This is a genomic window from Bradyrhizobium sp. WSM1417 (genome assembly GCF_000515415.1).
In the GTDB taxonomy this organism is placed as follows: domain Bacteria; phylum Pseudomonadota; class Alphaproteobacteria; order Rhizobiales; family Xanthobacteraceae; genus Bradyrhizobium.
Window position 1 is genome coordinate 3,670,120 of the sequence record NZ_KI911783.1, and the last position, 25,352, is coordinate 3,695,471.

The 25,352-nt window shown below is 64.6% G+C and carries 25 protein-coding genes; 10 read left to right on the forward strand and 15 right to left on the reverse strand.

Features of this window, described 5'->3' with window-relative positions:
* Positions 1–2: 2 nt before the first annotated feature.
* The 9 genes from scpA to BRA1417_RS0117630 form a co-directional block, all read right to left on the reverse strand.
* Complete coding sequence (gene scpA, locus BRA1417_RS0117585) at positions 3–2,159, reverse strand: methylmalonyl-CoA mutase (RefSeq protein ID WP_027516897.1); 2,157 nt, start codon at positions 2,157–2,159, stop codon at positions 3–5.
* A gap of 23 nt (positions 2,160–2,182) precedes the next feature.
* A complete protein-coding gene (locus BRA1417_RS0117590; RefSeq protein WP_027516898.1) occupies positions 2,183–2,647 on the reverse strand; it encodes a GFA family protein in 465 nt (154 codons plus the stop codon).
* The gene (locus BRA1417_RS0117595) at positions 2,644–4,515 is read right to left on the reverse strand and encodes a methylmalonyl-CoA mutase family protein (protein ID WP_027516899.1); all 1,872 of its coding nucleotides are present in this window, start codon (positions 4,513–4,515) and stop codon (positions 2,644–2,646) included. Before BRA1417_RS0117595 ends, BRA1417_RS0117590 begins: the two co-directional genes overlap by 4 nt.
* 81 nt (positions 4,516–4,596) lie before the next feature.
* Complete coding sequence (gene folK, locus BRA1417_RS0117600) at positions 4,597–5,088, reverse strand: 2-amino-4-hydroxy-6-hydroxymethyldihydropteridine diphosphokinase (protein ID WP_027516900.1); 492 nt, start codon at positions 5,086–5,088, stop codon at positions 4,597–4,599.
* A 1-nt stretch (position 5,089) separates the two neighbouring features.
* On the reverse strand, positions 5,090–5,458 hold the full coding sequence (folB, locus tag BRA1417_RS0117605; protein WP_027516901.1) for a dihydroneopterin aldolase: 369 nt from the start codon (positions 5,456–5,458) through the stop codon (positions 5,090–5,092).
* Positions 5,455–6,315, reverse strand: a complete 861-nt coding sequence (gene folP / locus BRA1417_RS0117610; protein WP_027516902.1) for a dihydropteroate synthase — start codon at positions 6,313–6,315, stop codon at positions 5,455–5,457. The genes folB and folP overlap by 4 nt, the downstream gene beginning before the upstream one ends.
* Before the next feature lie 191 nt (positions 6,316–6,506).
* Positions 6,507–7,681 (reverse strand): IS3 family transposase gene (locus tag BRA1417_RS0117615; RefSeq protein ID WP_156948563.1). Its coding sequence is split into 2 segments (ribosomal slippage): positions 6,507–7,372 and positions 7,372–7,681, totalling 1,176 coding nucleotides; the frame shifts between segments, so codons are not numbered across the junction.
* Positions 7,682–7,812: 131 nt separating this feature from the next.
* A complete protein-coding gene (locus tag BRA1417_RS0117625; RefSeq protein WP_007608193.1) occupies positions 7,813–8,220 on the reverse strand; it encodes a DUF4332 domain-containing protein in 408 nt (135 codons plus the stop codon).
* A 26-nt stretch (positions 8,221–8,246) separates the two neighbouring features.
* The gene (locus BRA1417_RS0117630; RefSeq protein ID WP_027516903.1) at positions 8,247–8,612 is read right to left on the reverse strand and encodes a hypothetical protein; all 366 of its coding nucleotides are present in this window, start codon (positions 8,610–8,612) and stop codon (positions 8,247–8,249) included.
* Positions 8,613–8,958: 346 nt separating this feature from the next.
* Here BRA1417_RS0117630 and BRA1417_RS0117635 point away from each other — a divergent pair, with 346 nt between their 5' ends.
* From BRA1417_RS0117635 to BRA1417_RS0117645, 3 genes are all read left to right on the forward strand, one after another.
* Positions 8,959–10,587, forward strand: a complete 1,629-nt coding sequence (locus BRA1417_RS0117635) for a helicase HerA-like domain-containing protein (protein WP_027516904.1) — start codon at positions 8,959–8,961, stop codon at positions 10,585–10,587.
* A gap of 133 nt (positions 10,588–10,720) precedes the next feature.
* Complete coding sequence (locus BRA1417_RS0117640) at positions 10,721–12,049, forward strand: glycosyltransferase family 87 protein (protein ID WP_027516905.1); 1,329 nt, start codon at positions 10,721–10,723, stop codon at positions 12,047–12,049.
* A gap of 52 nt (positions 12,050–12,101) precedes the next feature.
* Entirely contained in the window at positions 12,102–13,496 is a 1,395-nt protein-coding gene (locus tag BRA1417_RS0117645) for a M20/M25/M40 family metallo-hydrolase (protein ID WP_027516906.1), read from the forward strand.
* A gap of 198 nt (positions 13,497–13,694) precedes the next feature.
* Here the strand turns inward: BRA1417_RS0117645 and BRA1417_RS0117650 are convergent, their stop codons facing one another.
* The gene (locus BRA1417_RS0117650; protein WP_027516907.1) at positions 13,695–14,474 is read right to left on the reverse strand and encodes a class II aldolase/adducin family protein; all 780 of its coding nucleotides are present in this window, start codon (positions 14,472–14,474) and stop codon (positions 13,695–13,697) included.
* A 178-nt stretch (positions 14,475–14,652) separates the two neighbouring features.
* Positions 14,653–16,302 (reverse strand): glycosyltransferase family 39 protein, encoded by a 1,650-nt coding sequence (locus BRA1417_RS0117655; protein ID WP_027516908.1) that lies wholly within the window; start codon positions 16,300–16,302, stop codon positions 14,653–14,655.
* A 311-nt stretch (positions 16,303–16,613) separates the two neighbouring features.
* Here BRA1417_RS0117655 and BRA1417_RS0117660 point away from each other — a divergent pair, with 311 nt between their 5' ends.
* A complete protein-coding gene (locus BRA1417_RS0117660; protein WP_027516909.1) occupies positions 16,614–17,486 on the forward strand; it encodes a hypothetical protein in 873 nt (290 codons plus the stop codon).
* Positions 17,487–17,661: 175 nt separating this feature from the next.
* On the forward strand, positions 17,662–18,078 hold the full coding sequence (locus BRA1417_RS0117665) for a MucR family transcriptional regulator (RefSeq protein WP_027516910.1): 417 nt from the start codon (positions 17,662–17,664) through the stop codon (positions 18,076–18,078).
* A gap of 5 nt (positions 18,079–18,083) precedes the next feature.
* On the opposite strand, the gene BRA1417_RS0117670 is transcribed toward BRA1417_RS0117665, so the two are convergent.
* Positions 18,084–18,515, reverse strand: a complete 432-nt coding sequence (locus BRA1417_RS0117670; RefSeq protein WP_007608201.1) for a SufE family protein — start codon at positions 18,513–18,515, stop codon at positions 18,084–18,086.
* Positions 18,516–18,583: 68 nt separating this feature from the next.
* On the reverse strand, positions 18,584–19,009 hold the full coding sequence (locus BRA1417_RS0117675) for a DUF5330 domain-containing protein (protein ID WP_027516911.1): 426 nt from the start codon (positions 19,007–19,009) through the stop codon (positions 18,584–18,586).
* A 384-nt stretch (positions 19,010–19,393) separates the two neighbouring features.
* Here BRA1417_RS0117675 and BRA1417_RS0117680 point away from each other — a divergent pair, with 384 nt between their 5' ends.
* The 3 genes from BRA1417_RS0117680 to BRA1417_RS0117690 all read left to right on the forward strand — a co-directional run bounded on the left by BRA1417_RS0117680 (position 19,394) and on the right by BRA1417_RS0117690 (position 22,436).
* Entirely contained in the window at positions 19,394–21,325 is a 1,932-nt protein-coding gene (locus BRA1417_RS0117680; protein WP_156948799.1) for a PAS domain-containing sensor histidine kinase, read from the forward strand.
* Positions 21,318–22,025 carry a peptidoglycan-binding domain-containing protein gene (locus BRA1417_RS0117685; protein ID WP_027516913.1) on the forward strand — a complete coding sequence of 236 codons (708 nt, stop codon included), beginning with the start codon at positions 21,318–21,320 and terminating at the stop codon, positions 22,023–22,025. The genes BRA1417_RS0117680 and BRA1417_RS0117685 overlap by 8 nt, the downstream gene beginning before the upstream one ends.
* 66 nt (positions 22,026–22,091) lie before the next feature.
* Positions 22,092–22,436 carry a DUF1491 family protein gene (locus tag BRA1417_RS0117690; RefSeq protein ID WP_027516914.1) on the forward strand — a complete coding sequence of 115 codons (345 nt, stop codon included), beginning with the start codon at positions 22,092–22,094 and terminating at the stop codon, positions 22,434–22,436.
* On the opposite strand, the gene BRA1417_RS0117695 is transcribed toward BRA1417_RS0117690, so the two are convergent.
* Positions 22,433–23,419, reverse strand: a complete 987-nt coding sequence (locus BRA1417_RS0117695; RefSeq protein WP_027516915.1) for a DUF2336 domain-containing protein — start codon at positions 23,417–23,419, stop codon at positions 22,433–22,435. The two genes, BRA1417_RS0117690 and BRA1417_RS0117695, sit on opposite strands and share 4 nt — an antisense overlap.
* Before the next feature lie 253 nt (positions 23,420–23,672).
* Between BRA1417_RS0117695 and BRA1417_RS0117700 the strand changes: the two genes are divergently transcribed.
* Together BRA1417_RS0117700 and BRA1417_RS0117705 are read left to right on the forward strand one after the other, a co-directional pair.
* Positions 23,673–23,861 carry a hypothetical protein gene (locus BRA1417_RS0117700; protein WP_027516916.1) on the forward strand — a complete coding sequence of 63 codons (189 nt, stop codon included), beginning with the start codon at positions 23,673–23,675 and terminating at the stop codon, positions 23,859–23,861.
* A 14-nt stretch (positions 23,862–23,875) separates the two neighbouring features.
* Positions 23,876–24,637: a hypothetical protein gene (locus tag BRA1417_RS0117705; RefSeq protein WP_027516917.1), complete on the forward strand. Its 762-nt coding sequence runs from the start codon at positions 23,876–23,878 to the stop codon at positions 24,635–24,637.
* Between the two features lie 107 nt (positions 24,638–24,744).
* On the opposite strand, the gene BRA1417_RS0117710 is transcribed toward BRA1417_RS0117705, so the two are convergent.
* The gene (locus BRA1417_RS0117710) at positions 24,745–25,350 is read right to left on the reverse strand and encodes an amino acid synthesis family protein (RefSeq protein ID WP_198034838.1); all 606 of its coding nucleotides are present in this window, start codon (positions 25,348–25,350) and stop codon (positions 24,745–24,747) included.
* Positions 25,351–25,352 lie beyond the last annotated feature (2 nt).

A 25,352-nucleotide genomic window follows, 5' to 3' on the forward strand; every position in this document is an offset into this window, starting at 1 on the left:
ACCTATTCCGCCGCCTCGCTATGCCCGAGCCGGGCGTTCAGCTTGCGGATCAGCTCCTCGGCCGCGTCCGCGATCACCGTGCCCGGCGGGAAGATGGCTTCGGCGCCGGCCGCGTAGAGCGCGTCGTAATCCTGTGGCGGCACCACGCCGCCGACGATGATCATGATGTCGTCGCGGCCCTGCTTCTTCAGCGCGGCTTTCAGCTCCGGCACGGCAGTGAGATGGGCGGCCGCAAGCGAGGAAACGCCGAGGATGTGGACATCGTTCTCGACCGCCTGGCGCGCGGCTTCGTCGGCGGTTGCGAACAGCGGCCCGATGTCGACGTCGAAGCCGATATCGGCGAAGGCCGACGCGATCACCTTCTGGCCGCGGTCGTGACCGTCCTGACCGATTTTTGCGACCAGGATGCGCGGGCGGCGGCCCTCGGCTTCCTCGAAGGCGTCGATGAGCGCCTGAACCTTCTCGACCCGGTTACCCATGCTGGACGCCTCCCGCTTGTAGACGCCGGTGATGGATTTGATCTCGGCGCGGTGCCGGCCGAACACTTTTTCCATCGCGTTCGAGATCTCGCCGACGGTTGCCTTCGCGCGCGCGGCATCAATGGCGAGCGCGAGCAGATTGCCGTTGCCTTCGCCGGCCGAGCGCGTCAGCGCGGCGAGCGCGGCCTCGACGTCCTTCTGGTTGCGTTCGGATTTCAGCCGCGTCAGCTTGTCGATCTGGAGGCGGCGGACATTGCTATTGTCGACCTTGAGGATATCGATCGGAGCTTCGTCGGTCGGCTTGTATTTGTTGACGCCGATCACCGCCTGCTTGCCGGCGTCGATGCGGGCCTGGGTCTTGGCCGAGGCTTCCTCGATGCGCAGCTTCGGTACGCCGGCCTCGATCGCCTTGGCCATGCCGCCGAGCTCCTCGACCTCCTGGATGTGGCCCCAGGCCTTGGCGGCGAGGTCGCGGGTGAGACGCTCGACATAATACGAGCCGCCCCAGGGATCGATGATGCGGGTGGTGCCGCTCTCTTGCTGCAGGAAGAGCTGCGTGTTGCGGGCAATGCGCGCCGAAAAGTCGGTCGGCAAAGCGAGCGCCTCGTCGAGCGCGTTGGTGTGCAGCGACTGGGTATGGCCCTGCGTCGCCGCCATCGCTTCCACCGTCGTGCGCATCACGTTGTTGAAGACGTCCTGCGCGGTCAGCGACCAGCCGGATGTCTGGCAATGCGTGCGCAGTGACAGCGAGCGTGGATCCCTGGGATTGAAAGGCTTGAGCAGCTTCGCCCAGAGCAGCCGCGCGGCGCGCATCTTGGCCACTTCCATGAAGAAGTTCATCCCGGTCGCCCAGAAGAACGACAACCGCGGCGCGAAGCGGTCGACATCGAGGCCCGCCGCAAGGCCGGCGCGAAGATATTCGACGCCGTCGGCCAGCGTATAGGCGAGTTCGAGGTCCTGCGTCGCCCCGGCCTCCTGCATGTGATAGCCGGAGATCGAGATCGAATTGTATTTCGGCATTTTTTGCGAGGTATACGCAAAAATCTCCGAGATGATCCGCATCGAGGGCGCAGGCGGATAGATATAGGTGTTGCGCACCATGAACTCTTTCAGAATGTCGTTCTGAATGGTGCCTGAGAGCTTCTCCGGCGGCACACCCTGTTCCTCGGCGGCAGCAACGTAGAGCGCGAGGATCGGCAGCACTGCGCCGTTCATGGTCATGGACACGCTCATCTGGTCGAGCGGAATGCCCGCGAACAGCGTGCGCATGTCGTAGATGGAATCGATGGCAACGCCAGCCATGCCGACGTCGCCGCCGACGCGCGGATGGTCGCTGTCATAGCCGCGATGGGTGGCGAGATCGAACGCGACCGAGAGGCCCTTCTGTCCGGCCGCGAGATTACGGCGGTAGAACGCGTTGGAGTCCTCCGCCGTGGAGAAGCCGGCATATTGCCGCACAGTCCAGGGCTGGTTGACATACATGGTCGGGTAGGGGCCGCGCAGATAAGGCGCGATGCCCGGATAGGTCTCGAGGAAGTCGAGCCCGGCCAGGTCGGCTTCACCATAGGCGGGCTTCACCAGAATACCCTCGGGCGTCAGCCACGGCTCGGCGCTGCCTGATGGCGCGGCGCTCGTGGTGCGCTCGAAGGCGATGTCTGCGAAATCAGGAATGCGGCTCATGGTTTCAACCATATCATGGACGCTCAATCATGGTCCGGATGCTGATGGCTGACGATGGTCGCCATCTTCTCCGGTCCGTAATTCTGCTGCGTGGTCTGGCTTGGTAGATTGGCGATCCCGACCACCCAGCCGAGACGGGACTCGGTGCCGAACTGCCGTGTCGGCACCACGTGGTCAGGACGGTCGAACGCGCCGGTCATGATCTCGATCCGGTCGCCGTCGATGCGGCCAAAGCTCAGCGGCGTGCCGCAAGCGGCGCAATAGCCGCGCTCGGCGATGGACGAGGAGCGGAAGAACGACGGCTTGCCCTTGGTCCAGGCAAAGTCCGTCTTGTTGATGTCGGCAAAAGAGGCGAACGGCGCGCCGCTGGCCTTCTGGCACATCCGGCAGTGGCAGATCGAAACCCTGTTCGGCGCCGTCATGACTCCAAAGCGCACTGCCCCGCATTGGCAGCCGCCGGTGAGAACGGGTTTGCCTGCTTCCGTCATGGCTGCTCCATCCGTCGATAGGTGTCTTGCAGCGTGGCAAGCGCATCGGCACCGGCAAAGACGAAGCCGGTGACGCCGGCTGCACGCAGCGCCGCCTCGGCATCGGTCGGGCGGCCTGCCAGATAGATAAGTCGGGCGCCGGCGGTTTGCAGGGCCTGCGCCGCGGCTTCGGCGTGTTCCGCATAGACCTTGTCGCTGGAACAAAGACAGGCGAGCCCGGCGCCGGAGGCCTTGAAGGCTGCGGCTAACTGGGCCGGATCGGCGAAGCCCGCGCTGTCGACGGCCTGGATGCCGCCGGTCTCGAACAGGCTTTTGGCAAAGGTCGCGCGCGCCGTGAAATCGGCGGGCGTGCCGAGATTGGCCAAAAACACTTTCGGTCGCGCCCCGTGTGCCTTCAACGCCGCATCGGATTTGTCGCGCAGCGCCTCGAACGGTTCTGCAAGCCGGATCGGCGGCAGCGCGTGGAACTTGTATTTTTGCTCGCCATAAGGCGGCAGCGCGATCGGCGTCGCCTTCAGCACCGCAGTCTCGTTCTCGTGGAGGTTCGGAAACTCGGTGGCGCCGGTCAGCACGTCGCGGCGTTTTGCGATATTGGCGTCGCGGGCTTTTCGCGCGGCCACGACCTTGCTCTGGAACAGGCCCTGCTGAAGCGCAGCGAAGGCGCCGCCGGCTTTCTCGCTCTCCTGGAACAGCGCCCAGGCCGCCTCGCAGAGCTGGCCCGTCAACGTCTCGATGCCCCCTGCGCCTGCCGCGGGATCGCTGACCTTGGCGAGATTGCTCTCTTCCAGCAGCACGAGCTGCGTATTGCGCGCCACGCGCCGCGCGAACGGATCGGGCAGGCCGAGCGCCAGCGTATGCGGCAGCACGGTGATCGCGTTGGCGCCGGCGAGTCCGGCCGCAAACGTCGCCATGGTCGCGCGCAGCATGTTCACATAGGGATCGCGCTGCGTCAGCATGCGCCAGGCGGTATCGGCGGCGATGAACAGCGGTTTTGGCGTGAGCCCGCACGCCGTCTCGATACGCGCCCACAGCAGCCGCAAGGCGCGGAATTTTGCCATGGTGAGGAACTGATCTGCGTCCGCGGCAAGCCGCGCATAGACCATGCCCCGCGTCTGCTCCAGCGGAACGCCCGCGCCCTCGATCGCGCGCAAATAGGCGATGCCGCAGGCGAGCGCGAAGGCGAGCTCCTGCACCTCCGAGCCACCGGCATCGTGGATCACGCGTCCGTCGGCTGATGCGAACGGTCCCTTGAAGCCGAGCGCGGCGAGGCCCTTGATGCCGCCGGTGACGGCCGGAACGATCTCGTCCCAGGTATAAGGGCTATGGCCCCACACCGCGCCGGCCGCGAGCGGATCGAGTCCGAAGCGGATGTCGCAGGCCGCGGGATCGATGCCGTTGCTCTTCACATATTCCGCGACGTGGATCGCCGCCATCCGCGATTGCGGACCGATCTCGAGCTCGAGGCCGATGCCCGCATCGAGATGGACGTCCTTCAAGATCTTTGCGACTGCGTCCGCGGTCGGTTCCAGACCGAAACCGTGAGCGGCATTAGCGCCGGCGAACACCAGCGCAAGCCCTGTCGCGCCATTTTCGAGATCGGTCAGTGCCTGCGCATTCGCCGCATTTGCATCGGGATGGTCGATCCGCTGCATGATCTGCCAGGGCGCCGCCGCTGGCCGACCCACCACGGGCGCAACGCCTTTGGCGCGCGGATAGAGCGGATCGATCCTGATTCCGTCATAGGTCTTGGCGACCAGCTTCTCGAATGGCGCGCCCTTCAGCACGCCATCGACCAGCTTGCGCCAGTCGTCGACGGTCGCCTTGGGAAAATCCGCCGCCAGCGGCAGGTCGTCAGTCGCGGAGGTCATGCGGCGAAGGGCTCCCGAAAATCTTGTTGTTCGCAGGCGAAATTGCCACGGCCGGCCGTCCCTGCAAACGGTTGTTTTTGGTTAACCGGTATCCGGAAGCCGCTCAATGCCTTGTGTCGAGACGCTGGCGAGACCGTCACGGATACGAATGCCTGCGATCACCCGGTCGGGCGCGATCTCGGCCAGCGGCACCAGCACAAAGGCGCGCTCGAACAGGCGCGGATGCGGCAGGGTCAGGTCGGGCTTCTGCATCGACACATCGTCATAGGCGATCATGTCGAGATCGAGCGTGCGCGGGCCCCAGCGCCGCTCCTTGTCGCGCGAGCGGCCGAATTTCTGCTCGACCTTCTGCATCACGAACAGCAGCGCATGCGGATCGAGATCGGTCTCGATCTCGATGCAGGCGTTGATGAAGGGAGCCTGGTCCTCGTCGCCCCAGGGTGGCGTCGCATAGTCCGACGAGCGCGCGATCAACGCGGCCTGCGCCATGCCGCAGATATGGGCGATCGCCTTTCCGAACGTCGCGCGGACATCGCCGACATTGCCGCCGAGCGCAATCAGGACGCTCGCCATGTCAGGGGTGCCGCGAGCGCGTCAGCATGATTCCGACGTCGTCGAAGATCGCGGCGATCGGCGCATGCGGCTTGTGCACGGTGATCTTGACCGCACGGATGCGCGGAAAGTGCGACAGGATGGCATCGGCCACCGCGCCGGCCGCGCGCTCCAGCAGCTTGTAATTGGTGTTCTTGAAGGCCGCGGTGGTCGTCGCCACGACGTCGGCGTAAGACACCGTATCGGCGAGCCGATCGCTGCGCGACGGCTCCGACAGGTCGGTATAGAGCTCGAGGTCGATGACGAAACGCTGGCCGACCTCGGTCTCGTGCTCCATCACGCCGTGGCGGGCATGGATCGACAGGCCGCTTACGAAGATCGTATCGGTCATGGCTTGCTCTCGATTGCGTGCGCCACTCGCAGGGCCTGCAAGGTCTCGGCGACGTCATGGGTGCGGATGATTTTCGCGCCGCGCTGCGCGGCGATCAGATGCGCGGCGATCGAGCCGGCGAGCCGCTCTGTCGGCTCCGACGGCGACACCGACGCGATGAAGCGTTTTCGCGAGGCACCGACCAGGATCGGCAGGCCAAACATGTCGAATTCACGCAGCCGCGCCAGCGCAATCATGCTCTGTTCGGCTGTCTTGCCGAAGCCGATGCCGGGATCGAGCACGATCCTGTCGCGTGCGATGCCGGCTTTTGCCGCGATATCCAGCGAGCGCTGAAAGAACGCCTTCATGTCCGCAATGATGTCGATGCCGGGATCGACGCTGTCGCGGTTGTGCATGACGATGACGGGGACGCCCTTCGCGGCCACCGTCGGCGCCATGCCGGCGTCGCGTTGCAGGCCCCAGACGTCGTTGGCGATCGCCGCGCCCTGATCGAGCGCGAAGGCCACCACTTCCGCCTTCATGCTGTCGATCGAGACCGGCACGCCGAGCGCCACGACATCCGATAGCACCGGCCTCAGCCGCGCCAGTTCGTCTTCCGCAGTGACAGGCCGGGCGCCCTTGTAGGGCCGGGTGGACTCGGCACCGATATCGATGATGTCGACCCCGGCCTCGATCATCGCTCGTGCCCGCGCGAGCGCCTGCTCGGGCGCGATGAATTCGCCACCGTCGGAGAATGAATCCGGGGTGACGTTGAGCACGCCCATGACCGCCGCGATCGGGCGCTCCAGCAGCGTCCGCAGCACGTCAGGCTCGACTGAACCGGCCGCTGGGACGGGTGGGGAGGGCGAGGCATTCATGCGGCCCGCTTTAGCGGTCGGGGAGGGGGGATTCAAGGCGGGATTGGGGGGCGATTCAGTCGCCCAATGCACTCCGGGGCCGGTGAGGGCGCGATGCTCTTGCCCACACTCCGTCATTGCGAGCGTAGCGAAGCAATCCAGGCTGCCGCTGCGGAGAGACTCTGATCTTCCCCCAAAAAAGTGGACAGGGTTCAAGCCGATTTTAGCTCCATCTCGACCGGGCTGATATAGCCGATAGCCGAGTGCCTTCGGGTCTGATTGTAGAAGCCTTCGACGTAAGCGAAGATGTCGCGCTCGGCTTCATTGCGGGTCTCATATTGACTGTGATGGATCAGTTCGGTCTTGAGCGTGTGGAAGAAGCTTTCCATCGGGGCGTTGTCGTAGCAGTCGGCTCTGCGGCTCATCGAAGGCCGAAAGCCGGCGGCTTGCAGCGCTTGGCGGTACTCGGTTGAAGCATATTGGATGCCGCGATCGGAATGATGGATCAGGCCGGCGCCGGGCTTTTGTCCCTTGATCGCCATTCGTAATGCGGCGAGCGGCAATTCGGCGCGTAGATGGTCGTCCATTGCCCAGCCCACGATGCGGCGACTGTACAGATCCATAACGGCGGCCAGGTACAACCATCCCTGGCCGGTCCAGACATAGGTGATGTCGGCGAGCCAAACCTGATTGCGCATGGCGGCCGAGAAGTTCCGGCCGAGCAGGTTCGGCGCGATCGGGAAGCCATGCCCGCTATCGGTGGTGCGGCATCGTCGCGGCCCGGCGGAGATGGCTCGAACGCCATGACGGCGCATCTGCCGCTCGATCCGGCCACGGCTTGCATGATGTCCCTGGGCTTTGAGCTCGACATGGATGCGCGGGCTGCCATAGCGGCCATGGCTCTCGCGATGAACCCGCTTGATGCCTTCCAGCAGATCTCGATTGGCCACGGCCCGAGGGCTTTCCGGGCGCGACCTCCAAGCATAGTAGCCCGCGGGCGAGACGCCGAGCACACGGCACATGATCTTAACCGGATAGTCCGCCCGGCGATCTTCGATGAAACGGAACCTCATGTCCGGGGTCCAGCAAAGATCGCTATCGACTTTTTTAAAATGTCGCGCTCCATGCGCAGCTGTTCGTTTTCCCGCTGCAACCGTGCGACCAGGTCAGCTTGGTCCGCCGACGGCACCGCCGCTTGCGATGTGGGCGCCACGGCGCTGCCGCCGGCTGCCACCGTGCTCCGATCCTTCACCCATCGGCTCAGCACGGAGCCGTCAAGCCCGAGCTCCTTCGATACCGACTTCGCCGAGCGGCCGCTCGACAAGACCAGATCGACTGCCTGCCGCTTGTACTCGTCCGAATAGGACCGTCGCTGCCGTTTCGCCATCTGACACCTCTCGCTGCCTAAGCTATAGGTGTCCACCGATTTAGGGGAGGCTCAACTCTGGATTGCTTCGCTGCGCTCGCAGTGACGACCGGGAAGGAGCGGTGCTCTATCTGCCCAACCTTGTCCCTGGATCAATACGAAATCTTCGGTGGCAGCTTTTTCGCCTTGGCGATGATGTCGCCGACCGACTTTTCCGAGGGCAGGATGCGGAGCAGCTTTTTCTTCTCGTTGGCATCCCGCATGCTCTGGGCGAGCCTTGCCGGATTTCGGTAGGCGAGCTCGCGCACGGTGGTGACGCCGGCGGCGCGGACCAGGCCGACCTTGGCCCTGCCCATGCCGGGGATGCGCATGTAGTCGGAGACGTTGGCCCATTCCAGCAGCAACTGCTCGCTGATGCCGGTCTTGGCGGAGAGCGCCTTGCGGCCCTTCACGGTCGAAGCCGCCTCGAGCAACGCGTCGGTGGTGCGGATACCCTGCGCCTTCAACTTGTTGGCGGCAAAGGCCGACAGGCCCTCAATCTCGGAGATCGGATATGTCATGATACTCGATGTGAAATGCGCAGGCGTCAGGCGAACTGGCTGAGGCCCGGGGTCCCCGCGATGATCTTGCCCATCTGATCCGCTCCGATTTTGTCTCGGCCGAAGCGAAAAAGTTCACGGGCGATGTTCTGAATCTCGGACACGCCAAGTCCCAGGCCCATCAGGCGCGTGCCCACCGCCATCAGGCCGCCGCCCATCAGCCGCGAAAGTCCTCCGCCGCTGCGGGACGCCTCGATTGCCGCTTCTGCACCTGGAATCTGGTCGATCAGGACCTGGACGCTGTCGGAAGGACCCTCGTTGCGGAGGAAGCCCAGGATAATGCCGACGGTCTTTTCAGCGACAGCACTATCTATGCTGGCGTTTGTCGCCAGCCGCCCGATCAGCTCGTCCATATGGCCGCCCCTCAGCCGGTTCACATGCCGGAGTATTGCTTTCGAAAATGATCTTGAGCCGGTGTGATGTGAAATACAAGCGATGAACGCCATCAACGTTCCGATTCATTCTCGAACGCGCGATAAGTGTTGCAGTGATGCAAGAGCGGAGATGAAATCGGCAGAAAAATGCCGCGATGCGAACGCGTCGCTCCTACTTTCGGCGGATGCCACCTGCATGTTTCCGACGATGTCGCATGCCCGGAGCGCGTTGAATGGTTTCAATCAGCGCGCGACATGCGTTAAACTACGGAACTGGTGCATTCGAGTTTCGATATGCGAAACAGGGCAGAGAGATCAGGGAATAATGACCGCACAGGACAGCAAGCTCGGTGATACCGACGACAAGATCTTCGTCGGTAAAGGAAACGAGCAGGCATGGCTGACGCTGGCGTTCGCCAATCGCCACGGCCTCGTCACGGGTGCAACCGGAACCGGCAAGACGGTCTCGCTGCAAGTGATGGCAGAAGGATTTGCGCGCGCCGGTGTTCCAGTGTTCGCTGCCGACATCAAGGGTGACCTCTCCGGCATCTCCGAGGTCGGAGAAGCCAAAGATTTCATCGTCAAGCGCGCCACCGAGATGGGGCTGACGTTCGAGCCCGACCAGTTTTCGACGGTGTTCTGGGACGTGTTCGGCGAGCAGGGCCACCCGGTGCGGGCGACCGTCACGGAAATGGGCCCGCTGCTGCTTGCACGTATGCTCGACCTGAACGATGTGCAGGAAGGCGTGCTCAACGTCGCCTTCCGCGTCGCCGACGACAATGGGCTGACGCTGATCGACATGAAGGATCTGCGCGCGCTGCTCGATGCCATCGTGCCCGACGCCGGCAAGAGGGGGGCGGATGCCGAGGAGAGTCCGCTTGCCGAGATCAAGAAGGCGGCGCAGGGTTTTGGCAACGTCACCAAGGCCACGGTCGGCACCATCCAGCGCCAGCTTCTGGTGCTTGAGAATCAGGGCGCCACCAAATTCTTCGGTGAGCCGGCGCTGACGCTGAAAGATTTCATGAAGACCGACCGTGACGGCCGCGGCATGGTCAACATTCTCGTCGCCGACAAGCTGCTGCAGAGCCCACGGCTTTACGCGACATTCCTGCTGTGGATGCTGTCGGAGCTGTTCGAAGAGCTGCCCGAGGCCGGTGACCTGCCCAAGCCGAAGCTGGTCTTCTTCTTCGACGAGGCGCATCTGCTGTTCAACGACGCGCCCAAGGCGCTGATGGACAAGATCGAGCAGGTGGTGCGCGTGATCCGCTCCAAAGGAGTCGGCGTCTATTTCGTCACGCAAAACCCGGTCGACGTGCCCGACCGCGTGCTCGGACAATTGGGCAACCGGGTGCAGCACGCACTGCGCGCCTTCACCCCGCGCGACCAGAAGGCGGTCGCCGCCGCGGCCCAGACCTTCCGGCCCAACCCGAAGCTCGACACTGCCAAGGTGATCATGGAGCTCGGCAAGGGCGAGGCGCTGGTGTCCTTTCTCGAAGGCAACGGCACGCCGGCGATGGTCGAGCGGGTGATGATCCGGCCGCCATCGGCCCGGATCGGACCGATCACGCCGGAAGAGCGCAAGGCGATCCTGGATGCAAGCCCGGTGAAGGGCAAATACGACACCGCCGTTGATGCAGAGTCCGCCTACGAGATGATCCAGAAGCGCGTTGCTGGCACGGCTGCGACTGCCGATCCCGGCGCGGCTGGCGGCATTGGGGGCGGCGGCATCCTCGGCCAGATCGGCTCGATGGTCGGCACCATCTTCGGCACCAACGTCAAGCGCGGCCGCCTCTCGACGGGCCAGGTCATCGCCCGCGACGTGACCCGATCGGTCACCAATCAGGTGATCGGGGGGATGGCCGCGAATATCGGCAAGTCGGTCGCTGGCCAGCTTGGTGGCTCGATCGGCCGCACGCTTGTGCGTGGCGCGCTTGGCGGCTTGCTGCGCAGGTAGGCAGAAAGCCTCGTTTGAGGCAGTTCGTCCGCAGACCCGCCGCTTGTGCGCGGCGGGTACAAATTCGGGTGATCAGGACTCTCCAAGCGTCCGTTGGTCTGCTAGGTGCTATGGCCCCTGACTGGACCACACCGTGACCTCACCTGAATCTTTCGTCCGACCCGGCGCACTCCGAACCCTGTCGTTGCGTGCGCCGCTCGACCTGCTCTTCCTGCTCTGTTGCTTCATTCTGGCTGCCGATGTCCTTGGTCCCGAGATCTTCGGGCACGGCAAAACCAAGGACTACGGCCTGTGGTACTGGGCCGGGCAACAGGTCTTGAACGGTGGGCCGCTCTATCCCGGCGACATCCACGAGTACTTCGAGTTCATCTACCCACCGCTGCCGGCGATCCTGCTGGCGATCCCGAGCTGGTTCGGCAAGATCGCGCTCTACAGCGTGCTGTCGATCCTGAATATTGCGGCGTGGTGGTACACCGGGATGCTCTCCAATGCCATGACGGGTTCGGGCCGCACACCTGGCCCCTGGGTGGAGGCGCTGCCCGCTCTCGTCACCGTGACCTTCGTGTTCGACATGTTCGATCTTGGCCAGCCGAACCTCGTCCTGCTGGCGATGATGCTCTACGGCTTCTGGAGCTTGCAGCATCAGCGTTCCTGGCTCGCAGGCTTCATGTTCGCGCTCGGCACCGCCATCAAGGTGTTTCCCATTGCGGTGCTGCCCTATCTGGTCTGGCGGCGAAAGTGGGGAGCCGCCGTCGCCACGGTCGCCTTCACCGGCATGCTTCTCTATATCGTGCCGGCCCCCATTCGCGGCTTCGAGCGCAACGCCGCCGAGGTCAAGACCTGGTATCAGGGCATGGTCGGGTCGAGCTCGGAAAAAGGATTTGGCCAGCGCGACGAGCAGAACTGGTCGTGGGTGAACCAGTCACTCATTTCCGTCACGCACCGGCTGGTCCGGCCCATCAACTACAATCAGGAGGATCCCAACAAGCCGCCGCGCACGATGAATGTCATCGACGTCGATTACAGGACGGCGAACTGGATCGTGCTGGCGCTGTCGGCCTTACTCGGATTGGGCTTCGTCGCGGTCATGCCACGGCAAGCGCGGCGTACGGCGCGCTCGGACGCCGAGGAGCTCGGCATCTTGTTCTGCCTGATGACGGTGGCATCGCCCCTGGCGCGGCAATACTATTTCATGTGGCTGTTCTTCCCGATGACGGTGCTGATGCATCGCGCCGCCTTCGACGAGCGGGCGAACGTGCGCCTGGGAACCTGGCTCGCCCTTGGCGCCGCCGGCATCCTCATGCTGCTGGCGCTGCCGTGGTTTCCCAATGTCTTTCAGGCCTGGGGCAATAACCTCGTCGCCACGGCGGTCCTCGCAGCTAGTCTCGCATGGCACATCCGGCATCCGCCGGTTGCGGCTGGCCCCAACGCCGCGGCAGCGCTAAAAGCCGATAGTTCTTGAGAAGACAGCTTGAGCCCCGACGTCTTGGGATTCGAACGCAGGGAATACGACAATGGCAAATGCGCAGCTTCAATCCGTGCTCGACCACATCGACAAGGAGTTCGACAACAGCCTGGAGCGTTTGTTCTCGCTGTTGCGGATCAAGTCGATCTCCGCCGATCCGGCCTTCGCGGCCGATTGCAAGGCGGCGGCCGAGCATCTTGCCAGGGACATCGCGAGCCTCGGCGTTGCGACTGAAGTGAGGCCGACCGCCGGCCATCCCGCGGTCGTCGGCAAGAGCGTCGCGGGCGGCCGGCCGCATGTGCTGTTCTACGGCCACTATGATGTGCAGCCGGTCGATCCGATCGAGCTCTGGCACCGTCCGCCATTTGAGCCTGTTGTCACCGACCATGCCGACGGCCGCAAGATCATCGTGGCGCGCGGCGCCGAGGACGACAAGGGCCAGGTCATGACCTTCGTCGAGGCCTGCCGCGCCTGGAAGAAGGTGACGGGATCACTGCCGATCGACGTCACGTTCCTGATCGAAGGCGAGGAAGAAGTCGGCTCGAAGAACTTCGTGCCGTTCATCGAAGCCAACAAGGACGAGTTCAAGGCAGATTACGTGCTGGTCTGCGACACCGGCATGTGGGACCGCAACACGCCCGCGATCACGACCTCGCTGCGCGGTCTGCTCTATGAGGAGCTCAAGATCACCGCCGCCAATCGCGACCTGCATTCCGGCGTGTTCGGCGGCAGCGCGATGAATCCGATCCGGGTGCTGACCAAAATTCTCGGCGGGCTGTTCGACGATGACAGCCGTATCACCATTCCGGGCTTCTATGACGGGGTGAAGGACACGCCGCCGGACATTCTCGCGCAGTGGAAGAAGCTCGACTTCACGCCAGACACGTTCCTCAAGCCCGTCGGGCTATCGATACCGGCCGGCGAGAAGGGCAGGCTCCTGGTCGAGCAGGCTTCCACGCGTCCGACCTGCGACGTCAACGGCATCTGGGGCGGTTACATCGGTGAGGGCTCCAAGACGGTGATCCCGTCGCACGCCTCGGCCAAGGTCTCGTTCCGGCTGGTCGAAGGGCAGGATCCGCAAAAGATCCGCAAGGCTTTCCGTGAATACGTGACGGCGCGCATTCCGGGAGACTGCAAGGTCGAGTTCGGCGACCACTCTGCCGGGCCTGCGATTGCGCTCGACTGGAACATGAAGCCGCTCGCCGCCGCCAAGACCGCGTTGACCGAGGAATGGGGCAAGGAGACCGTGCTGATGGGCTCAGGCGCCTCGATCCCGATCGTCGCAGACTTCAAGCGCGCGCTCGGGCTCGACTCGCTGCTCGTCGGTTTCGGCCTCGACGACGACAACATCCACTCGCCGAACGAGAAGTACGACCTCCGCAGCTTCCAGAAAGGCATCCGCTCCTGGGCCCGCATCCTCGCGGCGCTGGCAGAGGTGAAGTAGCGGGCGCTCTGTCCTCGTCATTGCGAGCATAGCGAAGCAATCCAGAATCTCCCCGCGAAGACAGCCTGGATTGCTTCGTCGCTTCGCTCCTCGCAATGACGGGGGCCAAATAAAAACGCCGCCCGGAATTGGGCGGCGTTTCATTCCGAAAATGTGTAGAGGGTGTTGAGACCTACCCTACACCAAATCCCGAAAATCTCAAGAGCGGTAGCCCGGAAGCTCGCGGTCCAGCTTGCGCAGCAGCGGCGGCCACACGAGGTTAGTGGCGCGCAATTCGGCGCGGTCGCGGTTAGCGAGCAGCTCGGTGTTCTTGTCGATCGCGACATCGTCGACCGGATAGACCGGCGTGCCCAGCGCGCGCGTACGCACCTGCATCGAGCAGGCCCGCTCCAGGTGATACATGCGCTCGAAGGCCGAGGCGACCGAGCGCCCGACCGTCATCGTGCCGTGGTTGCGCAGCAGCATGTGGTTGTGATCGCCGAGGTCCTTCTGCAGCCGCGGCCGCTCGTCGTGGTCGAGCGCGATGCCTTCGTAGTCGTGATAGGCGAGGTCGTGGGTGACGAGCTGGGCGGTCTGGTTCAGCGGCAGCAGGCCTTCGGCGCTGCTCGAAACCGCGGTGCCGTCGAGGGTATGGAGATGCAGCACGCAGATGGCGTCCTCGCGCACTTCGTGGATCGCCGAGTGGATGGTGAAACCGGCGGGGTTGATGCTGTACTCGCTCTCGGAGAGCTGGTTGCCGTGCAGATCGACCTTGACCAGGCTCGACGCCCTGATCTCGTCGAACATCAGCCCGTAGGGGTTGATGAGGAAATGATGGTCGGGGCCGGGCACGCGCGCTGAGATGTGGGTGTCGACCAAATCGTCCCAGCCGTAGAGTGAGACGAGGCGATAGCAGGCGGCGAGATTGACCCGTTGCTGCCACTCGGCCTCCGTCATGTTCGACGGCACTTCCTTCAGGCGCGCTTCCGCTGGCGACATGGCTGATCTCTCCGAACATCATTGTTTCGGGGAGGGAGCGTAGTCTTGCCGCGAGCTGCCAGCAAGGCACACAAAGCGCGGCAGTCCAGCGTAGCCCGCATGAGCGAAGCGATATGCGGGGCTGCCTGATAGGCCCCGGATGTCGCTGCGCTCATCCGCTACGGTCGGGAGGAATTTGTTACGGCGCCGGGATCGACAGCAGGCTGGAAATGCTGCTGCCGCGGATATCGTAGACGCGGGCGAACACCACGTCGTCGCGCTTGATCTCGACCAGCACGGGCGCGGTGAGGCCCTTGCAGTAGAACTCACCGAGGGTCATGGCGAAATCGGCGGCATTGGAATCCCAGCCGATGGTGAAGTCGGGACCGAGCGCGACCTGGGCGGGGCGCTGCGGACCGCACACGGCGACCTTCCATTTGCGGTTGCGTGGCGGCACTTCCTGGCGTTCGACCAGCTGCTCGCGCAATTCGTCCGAGGCCTGCTTCAGCGCCAGACCCCAATAATCCAGCATGAAGCGGTCGTCGGCGCCGCGCACGGTGCCGGCGATGTGGTTGAAGTGGGTGTATTGATAGGGATGCAGCCGGATCATCTCGGCGAGCGAGAGCGCAAGGCCAAAGCAGAAGGTGGCGAGCACGACCGGTTGCCAGGTGCGGTGATTGGCGCGCAGGCGCTCCATGGCCCAGCCAAAGGCGACGCCGCCCAGCACCGCCATCGGCGGGATCACGAATACGAAATGGCGGATGCCGTTGTACAGCGCCGGCCGCTTCACCATTGCGATCGCGAGCGGCAGGGTCGCTGCGAGCGTGAGCATCAGCATGATGGTCTTGCGGCGGGCGGGAACCTGGCGACGCGGCAGCAGTGCGAAGGTGCCGATCACGGCGCCGAACATCAGCACCAGCATCACCTCGGGCAACTGAAGCGCGAACAGCGTCGGGAGGTAGGACCAGGGCATGTCGGGCACGGACACGATCGCGCCGTCGAACATCTCCTTCCAGGGTTTCTCGAAGAAGTGCGAGAAGTAGGTCAGCGCCTCGAAGGGATTGCCGGGCTCCATGATCGACCACGGCCAGATCAGCCCCATCACGAGGTAGCCAAGCACGAGGCCGGGCAGCAGCACGTAGACGACATAAGCGAAGCGTCGGACCGACTCGCGGAGGCCCTCGCTACGCAGTTCCTCCAGGAACAGCGGCATGAAGCCGATCACGGCATAGACCAGCGCCAAGCCGCCGAGGATGCGGGTGCCGAGCGAGAGGCCGGCACCAAGGCCGACGATCAGGATCGTGCGCGGCGAAGGCTGCGGATATTCCTCGGCGAGGCGGACGAGGCCCAGCATCAGGATGATCATGGCCACTGCGAAGGGCGCATCCTTCGGGTTCATGAACATGTGGCCGTAGAAGATCGGGCAGAGCGCGAGCAGCAGGAGCGAGGCAAGTCCCGCAAGGGGGCCACCGACCCGGCGGCCGAGCCGCCACGTCACCGCAAGTCCGATCACGCCGACGACGGCGCCGACCAGACGTCGCGTCTCGAACAGCTCGAGCGGAATCACCTTGTGCAGGAGCGCCGCGATCATGTCGAAGCCGCCGCCATACATATAGAGGTTGGCGAAGGAGAGTGCCGCGGTGTCCTTGAAACCGGAACCGAACATGCGCAGCAGCAGGTCGGCATATTCGGCGTGGGTGTAGTCGTCCCAGCCGAGCCCGTAGTCGCGGAAGGTCAAGCCTGCAATGACGACGACCGCAGCCAGCACCAGCATGGCGAGATCGTCGCAAGTCCGTTCAACCGAGCGCCGCAGGGGCGTGTCGATCGCCGAAGTCGTGATGGATGTCATGGCTATTGGTGACCCGGAATCCCCTCTTGGCCCTGCTGGTGCGCGCGGGCCTGCTCCCCGGAATCCCTATAGCGCAGTTCCATTAGCAAGTAATTGGGCATTATGGCTAATTCCTGATGCGACGCAGCAAATCCGGCCAACTTGAGAGCGGCCTAAAGTAGCGAGCCGTAGCTGAAGGGAATGTGAATAAGTCCCTGATTTCCTTTCCTTTAGGAACGCAGGTTATAATTCGACGTTGGCGTGGAACACCGGATGACGGTATCGTGGCGTGACGAGGGTCGCGTGTGGCTGCGCGGCTAGGGGTGAGTTCGATGGCGTTGGCATTGTTGATCGCGGGGATTTTCGCCGTTTTGGCGGGCCTCCTTGCGATCCTGTTCGGCTTCACCGTCAGGGAATTCAGTCTCGGCAGCACCCTCATAATCTCCGGCACCATCGGCGTCTGCTCCGGAATGTTACTGGCCGGCCTCTACGTCGTGGTCGCGGAATTGAAGGGCTTGGCCCGCCGGCTCGCTGGATCCATCGCGCCGTCCGACGTTCGGGTCAGGCCCGTGCTTCCGGGTCTCGGCTTGCCTGGAACGCCTGCCGCCGCCCCTGAGCCGACGGGCGCAGAGAAGATGGAGCCGGCGCCGCCATTGCCGGCCGCAGGCCCGCCGCCGTGGCAGAGCGAAGCAGCCGCGCGCGAGCGTCCGCGCGTCGAACCTCCGCCACCGCCGGAAGCTCCGAGCCCGCCTGAGGTTCCGGAACCGCCGCGCCGGCGCAACCTGTTGTTCGCCTCGACCTCCCGCAAGGAGCGAGAGCGCGCGGAGGCGAAGACTGGCGAGGGCGTGCCGCCGCTGCCGCCTGCCGAGCCGTCGGCGGAGCCTGCCCCGGAGGCGCCGCCTGCGAGCTTTGACGACGCTTGGCCGAAGCCGGACCGTATGAGGCCTGCAGAGCCGCCGGCCGCCTCGCGGCGACCGCCATCGCGCTCGCCGTCGACCTTCGCGGAGGCTGCTCCGCCACCTGCGCCGGAGCCGGCGGCCGCGGCCGAGCAGGCGCCCGTGACAGTGCTCAAATCCGGCATCGTCGACGGCATGGCCTATTCGCTCTATTCCGACGGCTCGATCGAAGCCCAGATGCCGGAGGGGATGATGCGCTTTGCCTCGATCGACGAGCTGCGCTCCCACCTCGACCAGCGGGGCGCTTGAAGAGCGGGCGCAGGCAAGTCTGGCGCAGCCAAGTAAAGCGCTGGCGTTCTTGTTGGTTCGTCAGTAAATCCGCCCATACGCCTCAGTGGTCCCATTTCAGCCAAACGTATTGTTGACACGGAATACTCTGACGTCGTCTCTCCCGTGAGACGCAAGGTGGAGAAGGGCGGGGCCGATGTCGGATGCCGGGGCGAAGAATTTCATTGAGCTGACGGCGAGCATCGTGTCGGCCTATCTCAGCAATAATCCGACGCCTGCGGCTGAGATTCCGAACCTGATCAGCCAGGTGCATGGCGCGCTGGTGCGCGTTTCGTCGGGCCGCACCGAGACGGTGCCGCTCGAGCCCGCGAAGCCGGCGGTCTCGCTGAAGAAGTCGATCGCGCCCGATTATCTGGTCTGCCTGGAAGACGGCAAGCGCTTCAAGTCGCTGAAGCGCCATCTGCGCACCCAGTACAACATGACGCCGGAGCAATATCGCGAGAAATGGGGCCTGCCGGCCGACTATCCCATGGTCGCGCCGAACTATGCGGTGGCCCGCTCGCAGCTTGCGAAGCAGATGGGACTGGGACAGCAGCAGCGGAAGCGGAAGTAGATCTTCTACGAGGCTTCCGCGAGAGCCTCTTTCGCGTCGGTCTTGATGCGCTCGACCATCGAGCGCAGGCCGTTGGAACGCTGCGGCGTCAGATGATCGCGAAAGCCGAACTCGTCGAATACGGCAATGGCGTCGGTCGCAAGAATCTCCTGCGGCGTGCGGCCTGAGTAAAGCGACAGCACGATCGCGACCAGCCCGCGCACGATATGGGCGTCACTGTCGCCGCGATATGTCAGGATTGGCGCGCCGCCATCGCGATGATCGATCAGCTTCTGAAGCCAGACCTGGCTGACACAGCCATTGACCTTGTTCTCGGCCGAATGCTCAGCCTCGGACATCGGTTCCAGGGTGCGGCCGAGCTCGATGACGTACCGATAGCGGTCGTCCCACTCGTCCAGAATCTCGAAATTATCCCTGATTTCGTCGATCGTCGTCATGCTGGCCCAAAGTTCCCGTTCAGGCCAATATAGGAACGCAAGCGCGTGAAATCGATAGGGTTTAGGCGCTAATTCGCCGGTGCGAGCGCCGGGCCGCGCCATTCCAGCGCGAGGTCGTCCTGGGACAGGGTGTCGCGCGGCGCCTCGCTCGCAGCAAGATCGCCTTCGCCGGCCATCGCGATCGAGCCGGTGTGGTCGGGCGCCTTCTTGTCGGGCTTCTCGAGCTGCTCTTTCTTGTCGTTGATGATCTGATAGATCTTCTTCGCGCCGTCCTGCGCGCGCTGGCCGATGATGGTCGCGGCCTGTCCGCCGACCTCGCAGGCCGCCGGCTGGCGCTTGCAGAACTGAGTCATGTCGGAGACGGCCGCGGTCGCAGCCTGCACCGCGTCGGCAGCGCCGATCTGCGGCAGCTTGTCCGATTCGGGCGTCTTGTCCCGCGGCAGGAGCACCAGCACCAGCCCGAGCCAGAATGTGATGCGAAGCAGAAAGCGCATCTTGCGACCTGTATGTTAGACCCCGTCGCGGCGATCTCCGCGGATGTCGGACCTAGCAACTCTCGATAAATCGCAAGTGATTGCCTTCCGCTTAATTCGCGGAAAATTGACTCAAGAATCTTTGCAATCGACGGTGTCGTAAATTTTCGATTGACGTCCGTGCCGTGAGCTCTGCCGCCACGCCCGTCCACCCTTTCGAAACCATGCGGATCACGGTGAAACCCTGTGTTCACCATCCTCGCCGATGACGTCGCCAAATCGTCTAAAAAGCCCTGCGATGACGCGGTGTCCGGCGGCGCGCCGCGCTGCCTTAGTGTTCGTTTAAGGTCGCTCTGACACGGTGGCTCAACGATAAGGAGGCGTTCCGGCGCGTCTTCCCGACGAATGAGCCGAAGCGCGAGACCCGTGACAGTTTTGAGTATCATCCGCGATTGTCTCGATGCGCTGCTGCATCCCTCCGCGCGTTACGACGCGCTGACGCGAGCGCGCCATCGTGCCTTCATGGCCCCGCGGCTGCTCGGCAGCCTGGCCGCCTTCGCCGCATTCCCGGTCTATCTCGCCATGCGCGGCGCGCCGAGCGCGATCGAGGTCGCAGCCTTCGCCTGGCTGATTGCGCCGATCCTGTTGTCCTGGTTCCTGTCGCGCACCGGCCGTTACGAAGGCGCGCATGTGCTGTCGTCGCTCGCGCTCACGGGTCTGATCATGGCCGTTGCGGTGACGACCGGCGGCATCGAATCATTCGCCGCGATCTGGCTGGTTGTGGTCCCCCTCGAAGCTGCGCTGTCGGCGTCGCGCCGCGTCGCGGCCTTTGCATCGCTGCTGGCGCTGTCCTGCGCCGGCATCCTGATTCTCTTCGGCCAGCTCGGCTGGCTGCCGATTGGCGACACCAGCGCCGCGGAACGCAGCGTGCTGATGGCGTTCGGCGTCGCCTCTGCGACGCTCTACGCCGCGGGCCTGGCTTTCGGTGCGGAATCGCTCGCGCGCACCAGCGTTGCGCTGCTGTCGCGCGAGGAAGAGCGTTACCGCCTCCTGGCGCGGAACATGAGCGACGTCATCTCGCGGCATCAGCGCAACGGCGCGGTGCAGTTCATTTCACCGGCGGTGGAAGCCATGCTCGGCGTGCCCGTCGCGCAACTGCTCGGCCACGGCCTGTTCGATCGCGTCCATGTCGCCGATCGGCCGGCGTATCTGACGGCGCTGTCCGATGCCGCGCGCGGCGACGTGCGCAGCGTCGAGTTCCGGTTGCGCCGGGAGCGGGCCGGCTCGGAGCGCGCCCAGGTTGATTTCATCTGGGTCGAGATGCGCTGCCGCCCGCTCGATCAGGATATGGGCCGTGATGCCACGCGCGAGGCCGATGTCGTCGCCGTGATGCGCGATGTCACCGACCGCAAGCTCGGAGAGCAGGCGTTCGACGAGGCACGCAGCGCTGCAGAGGCGGCGGACGCCGCCAAGACGCGCTTCCTTGCCACCATGAGCCATGAGCTGCGCACGCCGCTCAACGCCATCATCGGCTTCTCCGAGATGATCACGCAGGAGCAGACCTTGATGCTGGGCGCGGCCCAGCGGAGGGAATACGCGCAGCTCATCAACGATTCCGGCCAGCATCTGCTCTCGGTCGTCAACGGCATCCTGGACATGTCCAAGATGGAATCGGGCAATTTCGAGATGGCGTCGGAACCGTTCGCGCCGCGTGCATCATTGATGCATTGCTGCAATCTGCTGGCGCTGAAGGCGCGGGAGAACGGCGTCGATCTCGTCACCGATGCGCCGCAGGACCTGCCCGTCATGACCGGCGATCCGCGCGCCTTCAAGCAGATCGTGCTCAACCTCGTCGCCAACGCGGTCAAGTTCACCGAGCGCGGCGGTCAGGTCACCGTCACAGCCGCGGTCTCGGGTTCGCAGCTTGCGCTGCGCGTCAGCGACACCGGTATAGGCATCGCGCCTGACGATCTCAAGCGCATCGGCGCGCCGTTCTTCCAGGCCGGCAAGACCTATCAGCGCCGTCACGAAGGCACCGGCCTCGGACTTTCGATCGTGAAGAGCCTGGTGGCGTTGCATCTCGGCGAATTGACGGTACAAAGCAGGCTCGGCGAGGGCACTGCCGTCACCGTCAAGCTGCCGCTGGTCTACACGCCGCAGGCCAAGACGTCTGATATGAAGACTTCTGATGGCAAGATGTCCGACAGCAAGGCGAGCGAGAGCAAGATCGCGACCTTGACGCCGGTGCTGCGCCAGGAACTTCAGGACCACGAACTTCAGGACCACCCTCACGACCAAGTTCAGGACCAACCCGCTCTGGTGAAGAAAAGTGCCTAAGAAGTCTGCCAAGGACGAAGCCGCTCCGCGCCGCCGTGGCGCCAAGGCCGCGGTCATCGATGTCGAGACCGAGCGCAATCTCGTGCTGCGCGTGCTGCTGCATAGCCCCAAGGATACGCTGGCCGGTCTCGTCGCCGTTGCCGCCATCGGCGCGATCGTTGCCAATGCGCTGTTCCTGCAGACCGGCCGGCACCCGGCGCCGATGTTCGGTACCGTGATCAATCTTCCCGCACCGTCGTCCATGGCGCTGTCGAACCCATTGCCCCGTCCGCGTCCCGTCGGAGCCGATACCTCTCCGCTCGAGCCGAGAGCGACGGAGTTTCGTGCCGAGCCCAGACCTGCGGAGCGCGCCGCCGAGAAGTCGCCGGAGAGGCCCGTCGAGGCGACCGCATCGACGCCGCGCTCGGGCGATCCCATGACCAACCTGGTCAAGCAAACGATTTCGGCACCGCCCTCCGTCGCGCGACCGCCGGCGCCGATTCCCCTGCAGCAGAGCGCGGCCGCGCGGCGCATCGCCGGCGTGCAGCGCGCGCTCTCCGAATACGGCTACGGGAATTTGAAGATCACGGGCGCGATGGGCGCCGAGACCCAGTCCGCGATCCAGAAATTCGAACGCGAGCACAAGATGCAGGTCACCGGCCAGCTGTCCGACCGGCTGCTCCGCGAGCTCGGCGCCGCGATCGGCCACCCCGTCGAATAGTCGACGCTTCGCCGAGAGAAGCCTGAAGGCTGGTGCTCATTGCAGCACTGGCTTATCGTGCGCTCCATGCGTTTGAAATCAAACATCTGGGTCTCAGCCTATCTGCGCCGGTGCCAGACCGAGGGCGTGTACGGCGCGGTGCGCCGCCGCGGCGCGGAGGAGGCGGGTGCGGTATTCGTGAAGGTGTCGCTGCTCGACGGCAATGCGATGCTCTATGTGCCCGCGCCGCAGACCTCTTATGACGACGGTCGGCCGGTTGATCGCTTCTTCGTGCCGCTTGCGCCGCAGCCGATGCCGGAGCCCGCGGTGGAGGAGCGTCTGACCAAGGAGATCCGCTTCGACTCCGACATCTGGATCGTCGAGACCGAAGACCGCGCCGGGCGGCATTTCCTCGAGCTGGCGAAGACCTAACGATCCGATCCGTCAGTCCCCGTCCGCACCGCAGGCGCGGAGCCGGGCTGCACGCCCGGACGCGTCTGGCTTGCGCCCGCGCGTGCGCGCTGGCGCTCGCTGTCGTGCAGCGACGGCTGGTACTTGGCACGGGTGACGGCAAGCGTCGAGCCGCGCCAGGCGGCCAGCATCACCAGCGCCGCGCGGTCGCTGAGGCGATCGTAAAGCCGCGACAGCCGGTACACATCGGTCACGGAGTTGCCGATCTCGGGCTTGAAGAACAGCAGGATGCGCTGGAACACCGGGCTCGGCATGTCGAGCGCGCGCGCGGCGACCGCGAGCGCTTCGCCGCTTGCGTCGTCGACGATCTGGGCTGCGACGCGCGAGGGCAGGATCAGGCTGTCGCCGAGCTCGGAGGTGAAATTCTCGACATCGCCCGCGATCGCGGCCATCTCGAGGATCTGGATCGCGCGCTTGGCGCGCACCGTCGGAATCCGCGGCGCGGCCTTCAACGGGGTCTGCGCCAGATTGTGCAGGATCAGCGCGCGCTCGGAGGCGCCGGCGCGGAAGAACATGTCGTGGATATCGGCCGCGTCCTTTGGCTGCATCGCCATGTTCGAGGCCATGCGCAGCTCGGCGTCGGTTGGCGTGCGAACCGGCAAGGGGGCAGGAGGGGCGGCAAGGGCGGGCGCCGGGATTTCGCGCGCGAGCGGGACCCTCCGACCCTCCTGCGCGGCCGACAGTCCGAGCTTCTGCATGATCGGCGCGGGCGTCGACGGATAGATCGCAAGCCGCGCCTTGACGGCCGCGCGCGTCGCGTCGTCGACCTGGTCGATCAATCGTGTGGCGAGCTCGACGAACTGGCGCTGCTCGTCGTCGCTATGGGTGCTCGACTGGACATAGAGGTCGGTCAGCACGCGCAGCAGCGTCGGACGAACATCGACGCCTTCGCGACGGGAGAGGGTCATCAGCCCGTCGAATCCTGGAAACAACGACTTGGTCATGGAGAGATACGCGACCTGGAAGAGATACTCGCCGTCAGCCTATCGCGGGCTCCTTTAAAGGCTCGTTAAGGAAAACGAGGCGTGAAGCCGAACGGGCAATTTGAAGCGTTCTCGTGCCGCAACGGGACGGCGGGTCCCGCCCGTGCGGTTACGGTCCCGCCGGCACGTTTACATCCCGTTAACCATGAACTGATCTTAATGAATGCATGTTGCAGAGGCGCGCCGGGTCGCGCGGCAATTGAAGAGAGCTGATATGGGGACCATCATCGAATTTCCGGCCGGTCGCCGGGTGAGCGCGTCGGGGGACGTGGCTCCGCGCGCGGACATGGGCACGATTTTGATCCTTCCCGTGATCCGCATCGAGCGCGAGAGCGACGAAACCAGCGGCGATCACGGGCCGGAGCAGGGCACAGCGCCGGGGCGCCGTCGTCGTCGCCGCTAGCCTCGGCCTTTGCAATGCCGGAGAACCTCCGCCAGATCCGGCCCACCGTAACGGCCGTCACGCTCGCAGTGCTGGGCGCGGCGCTTGCCGCCTGTAGTGGCGGTGATTTCGGCCGGACCCGCGCCGACATGCGCAGCGACGACATGCATCGCTGGCTGGGCGCGGAAGTCACCTCCAGCGTCGGCCTCAAGCCATCCCAATTCCAGCTCACCGACGAGGAGCGCCAGCTTCGCGACCTCGCCTATCCCCTGATCGAGCCGCCGCTGTCGCGGCCTGCCTGGAAGAGCGTGTTCGGCGACTACAAGGCGCTGCCCTCGCCCTGGCGGCAAAAGGTCGTGTTCGACCGCACCATGTACGGTCGCACGCTGATCGACGAGCCGCACCGTTCGCATTCTTCGCGCTATACGCAGCTGATGGAGGACGTGCGCAACGACATCACCCGCTTCGAGCCGTTCTTCGCCTCCGCGATCCGCGTCATCGACCTCGACAAGAAGCGCAATGCCAGCATGGCGCGTGTCTCCTCCCTCTCGCCGCAGGAGAAGGAGGACGCGGTCCAGCGCATGCAGGAGAATTCGCTGATCATCCAGTGGGTGCAGCAGTGCCTCGAGCAGCGCGTCTCGTCCTACCGCTGGGGGCTGGAGCGGCTGGTGATCCAGGCGCCCGACGGCATGGCCGCCGATGCCGACCGTCTGATCGGCGAACTCGCCGCCCAGACCGCCAACCCGCCGGTCGCGGCCCAGCCGCCCTACGGTCGCGCGGTCGTCTCCAAAGGCTGATCGTTTCTAGGGTTGATCATTTTCGGCAGCGCGCCGGCGCTTGATTGCGTCGGTTAAGCGCTGCTTCAGCAGCTTCCCGACAAATCCTTCAGCGCATCGTGTGCTCGTCAACGCTGCCCGTCGTGCACGGAGATGGCGGATGCCGCGAGGCCCCCAATGCGCGCGTGAGGCCGGCCGCCGGTCGCCATCACCAGCCCGAAGGCAATCTCGTCGCGCCGCGGTGAATCCCATAGCGTCATCTCCGCGGTGCCGAAATGGCTGCGGACATAGGCGGCGTGAATGTGCCCGAGCGGAATCATGAGCCGCGTGCCCGGACCGCCGATGGTTTTCGCCGCCGGGACGATCGCCTTGGGCTGACCGAGCACCTCGCGCATGCCCTGGCCGCCGGCTTCGTGCCAGACCGCGCCATGCTCGAGCTCGCCGTCCTCGCCGACGATGATGCCCTTGCCATAAGCCTCGATCCGTGCGGCGCCGCCGAGCTGTGCGATCAGCCGCGTTGCGAGCTCACGCCCGAGCTCGCGCAAGGATGCCTGAAACGGCATCAGGTCAGGTTCGAAGCGGCCGGCGAACGGATTGCGGATCACCGCGACGGCCGTTCCGACCAGCAGCGGCTTCTCCAGCCGGGGACCGCGCTCGTGCCAGATGGTCTCGACGCTGAGCGCGGTCTTGCGGATGTCATAGGACACGTCTTGGGCCACCTCTTGGGACGACATGC

Excerpts from the sequence above, each read along its gene's own strand:
- BRA1417_RS0117655 (WP_027516908.1), bottom strand. The coding sequence starts at position 16,302 with ATGACATCCATCACGACTTCGGCGATCGACACGCCCCTGCGGCGCTCG.
- BRA1417_RS0117700 (WP_027516916.1), top strand. The coding sequence starts at position 23,673 with ATGGGGACCATCATCGAATTTCCGGCCGGTCGCCGGGTGAGCGCGTCG.
- folB (WP_027516901.1), bottom strand. The coding sequence starts at position 5,458 with ATGACCGATACGATCTTCGTAAGCGGCCTGTCGATCCATGCCCGCCAC.
- BRA1417_RS0117675 (WP_027516911.1), bottom strand. The coding sequence starts at position 19,009 with ATGCGCTTTCTGCTTCGCATCACATTCTGGCTCGGGCTGGTGCTGGTG.
- BRA1417_RS0117665 (WP_027516910.1), top strand. The coding sequence starts at position 17,662 with ATGTCGGATGCCGGGGCGAAGAATTTCATTGAGCTGACGGCGAGCATC.
- BRA1417_RS0117590 (WP_027516898.1), bottom strand. The coding sequence starts at position 2,647 with ATGACGGAAGCAGGCAAACCCGTTCTCACCGGCGGCTGCCAATGCGGG.
- BRA1417_RS0117670 (WP_007608201.1), bottom strand. The coding sequence starts at position 18,515 with ATGACGACGATCGACGAAATCAGGGATAATTTCGAGATTCTGGACGAG.
- BRA1417_RS0117695 (WP_027516915.1), bottom strand. The coding sequence starts at position 23,419 with ATGACCAAGTCGTTGTTTCCAGGATTCGACGGGCTGATGACCCTCTCC.
- scpA (WP_027516897.1), bottom strand. The coding sequence starts at position 2,159 with ATGAGCCGCATTCCTGATTTCGCAGACATCGCCTTCGAGCGCACCACG.
- BRA1417_RS0117625 (WP_007608193.1), bottom strand. The coding sequence starts at position 8,220 with ATGACATATCCGATCTCCGAGATTGAGGGCCTGTCGGCCTTTGCCGCC.
- folK (WP_027516900.1), bottom strand. The coding sequence starts at position 5,088 with ATGGCGAGCGTCCTGATTGCGCTCGGCGGCAATGTCGGCGATGTCCGC.
- BRA1417_RS0117650 (WP_027516907.1), bottom strand. The coding sequence starts at position 14,474 with ATGTCGCCAGCGGAAGCGCGCCTGAAGGAAGTGCCGTCGAACATGACG.
- BRA1417_RS0117645 (WP_027516906.1), top strand. The coding sequence starts at position 12,102 with ATGGCAAATGCGCAGCTTCAATCCGTGCTCGACCACATCGACAAGGAG.
- BRA1417_RS0117660 (WP_027516909.1), top strand. The coding sequence starts at position 16,614 with ATGGCGTTGGCATTGTTGATCGCGGGGATTTTCGCCGTTTTGGCGGGC.
- BRA1417_RS0117690 (WP_027516914.1), top strand. The coding sequence starts at position 22,092 with ATGCGTTTGAAATCAAACATCTGGGTCTCAGCCTATCTGCGCCGGTGC.
- BRA1417_RS0117635 (WP_027516904.1), top strand. The coding sequence starts at position 8,959 with ATGACCGCACAGGACAGCAAGCTCGGTGATACCGACGACAAGATCTTC.
- folP (WP_027516902.1), bottom strand. The coding sequence starts at position 6,315 with ATGAATGCCTCGCCCTCCCCACCCGTCCCAGCGGCCGGTTCAGTCGAG.
- BRA1417_RS0117705 (WP_027516917.1), top strand. The coding sequence starts at position 23,876 with ATGCCGGAGAACCTCCGCCAGATCCGGCCCACCGTAACGGCCGTCACG.
- BRA1417_RS0117680 (WP_156948799.1), top strand. The coding sequence starts at position 19,394 with ATGAGCCGAAGCGCGAGACCCGTGACAGTTTTGAGTATCATCCGCGAT.
- BRA1417_RS0117710 (WP_198034838.1), bottom strand. The coding sequence starts at position 25,350 with ATGTCGTCCCAAGAGGTGGCCCAAGACGTGTCCTATGACATCCGCAAG.
- BRA1417_RS0117630 (WP_027516903.1), bottom strand. The coding sequence starts at position 8,612 with ATGGACGAGCTGATCGGGCGGCTGGCGACAAACGCCAGCATAGATAGT.
- BRA1417_RS0117595 (WP_027516899.1), bottom strand. The coding sequence starts at position 4,515 with ATGACCTCCGCGACTGACGACCTGCCGCTGGCGGCGGATTTTCCCAAG.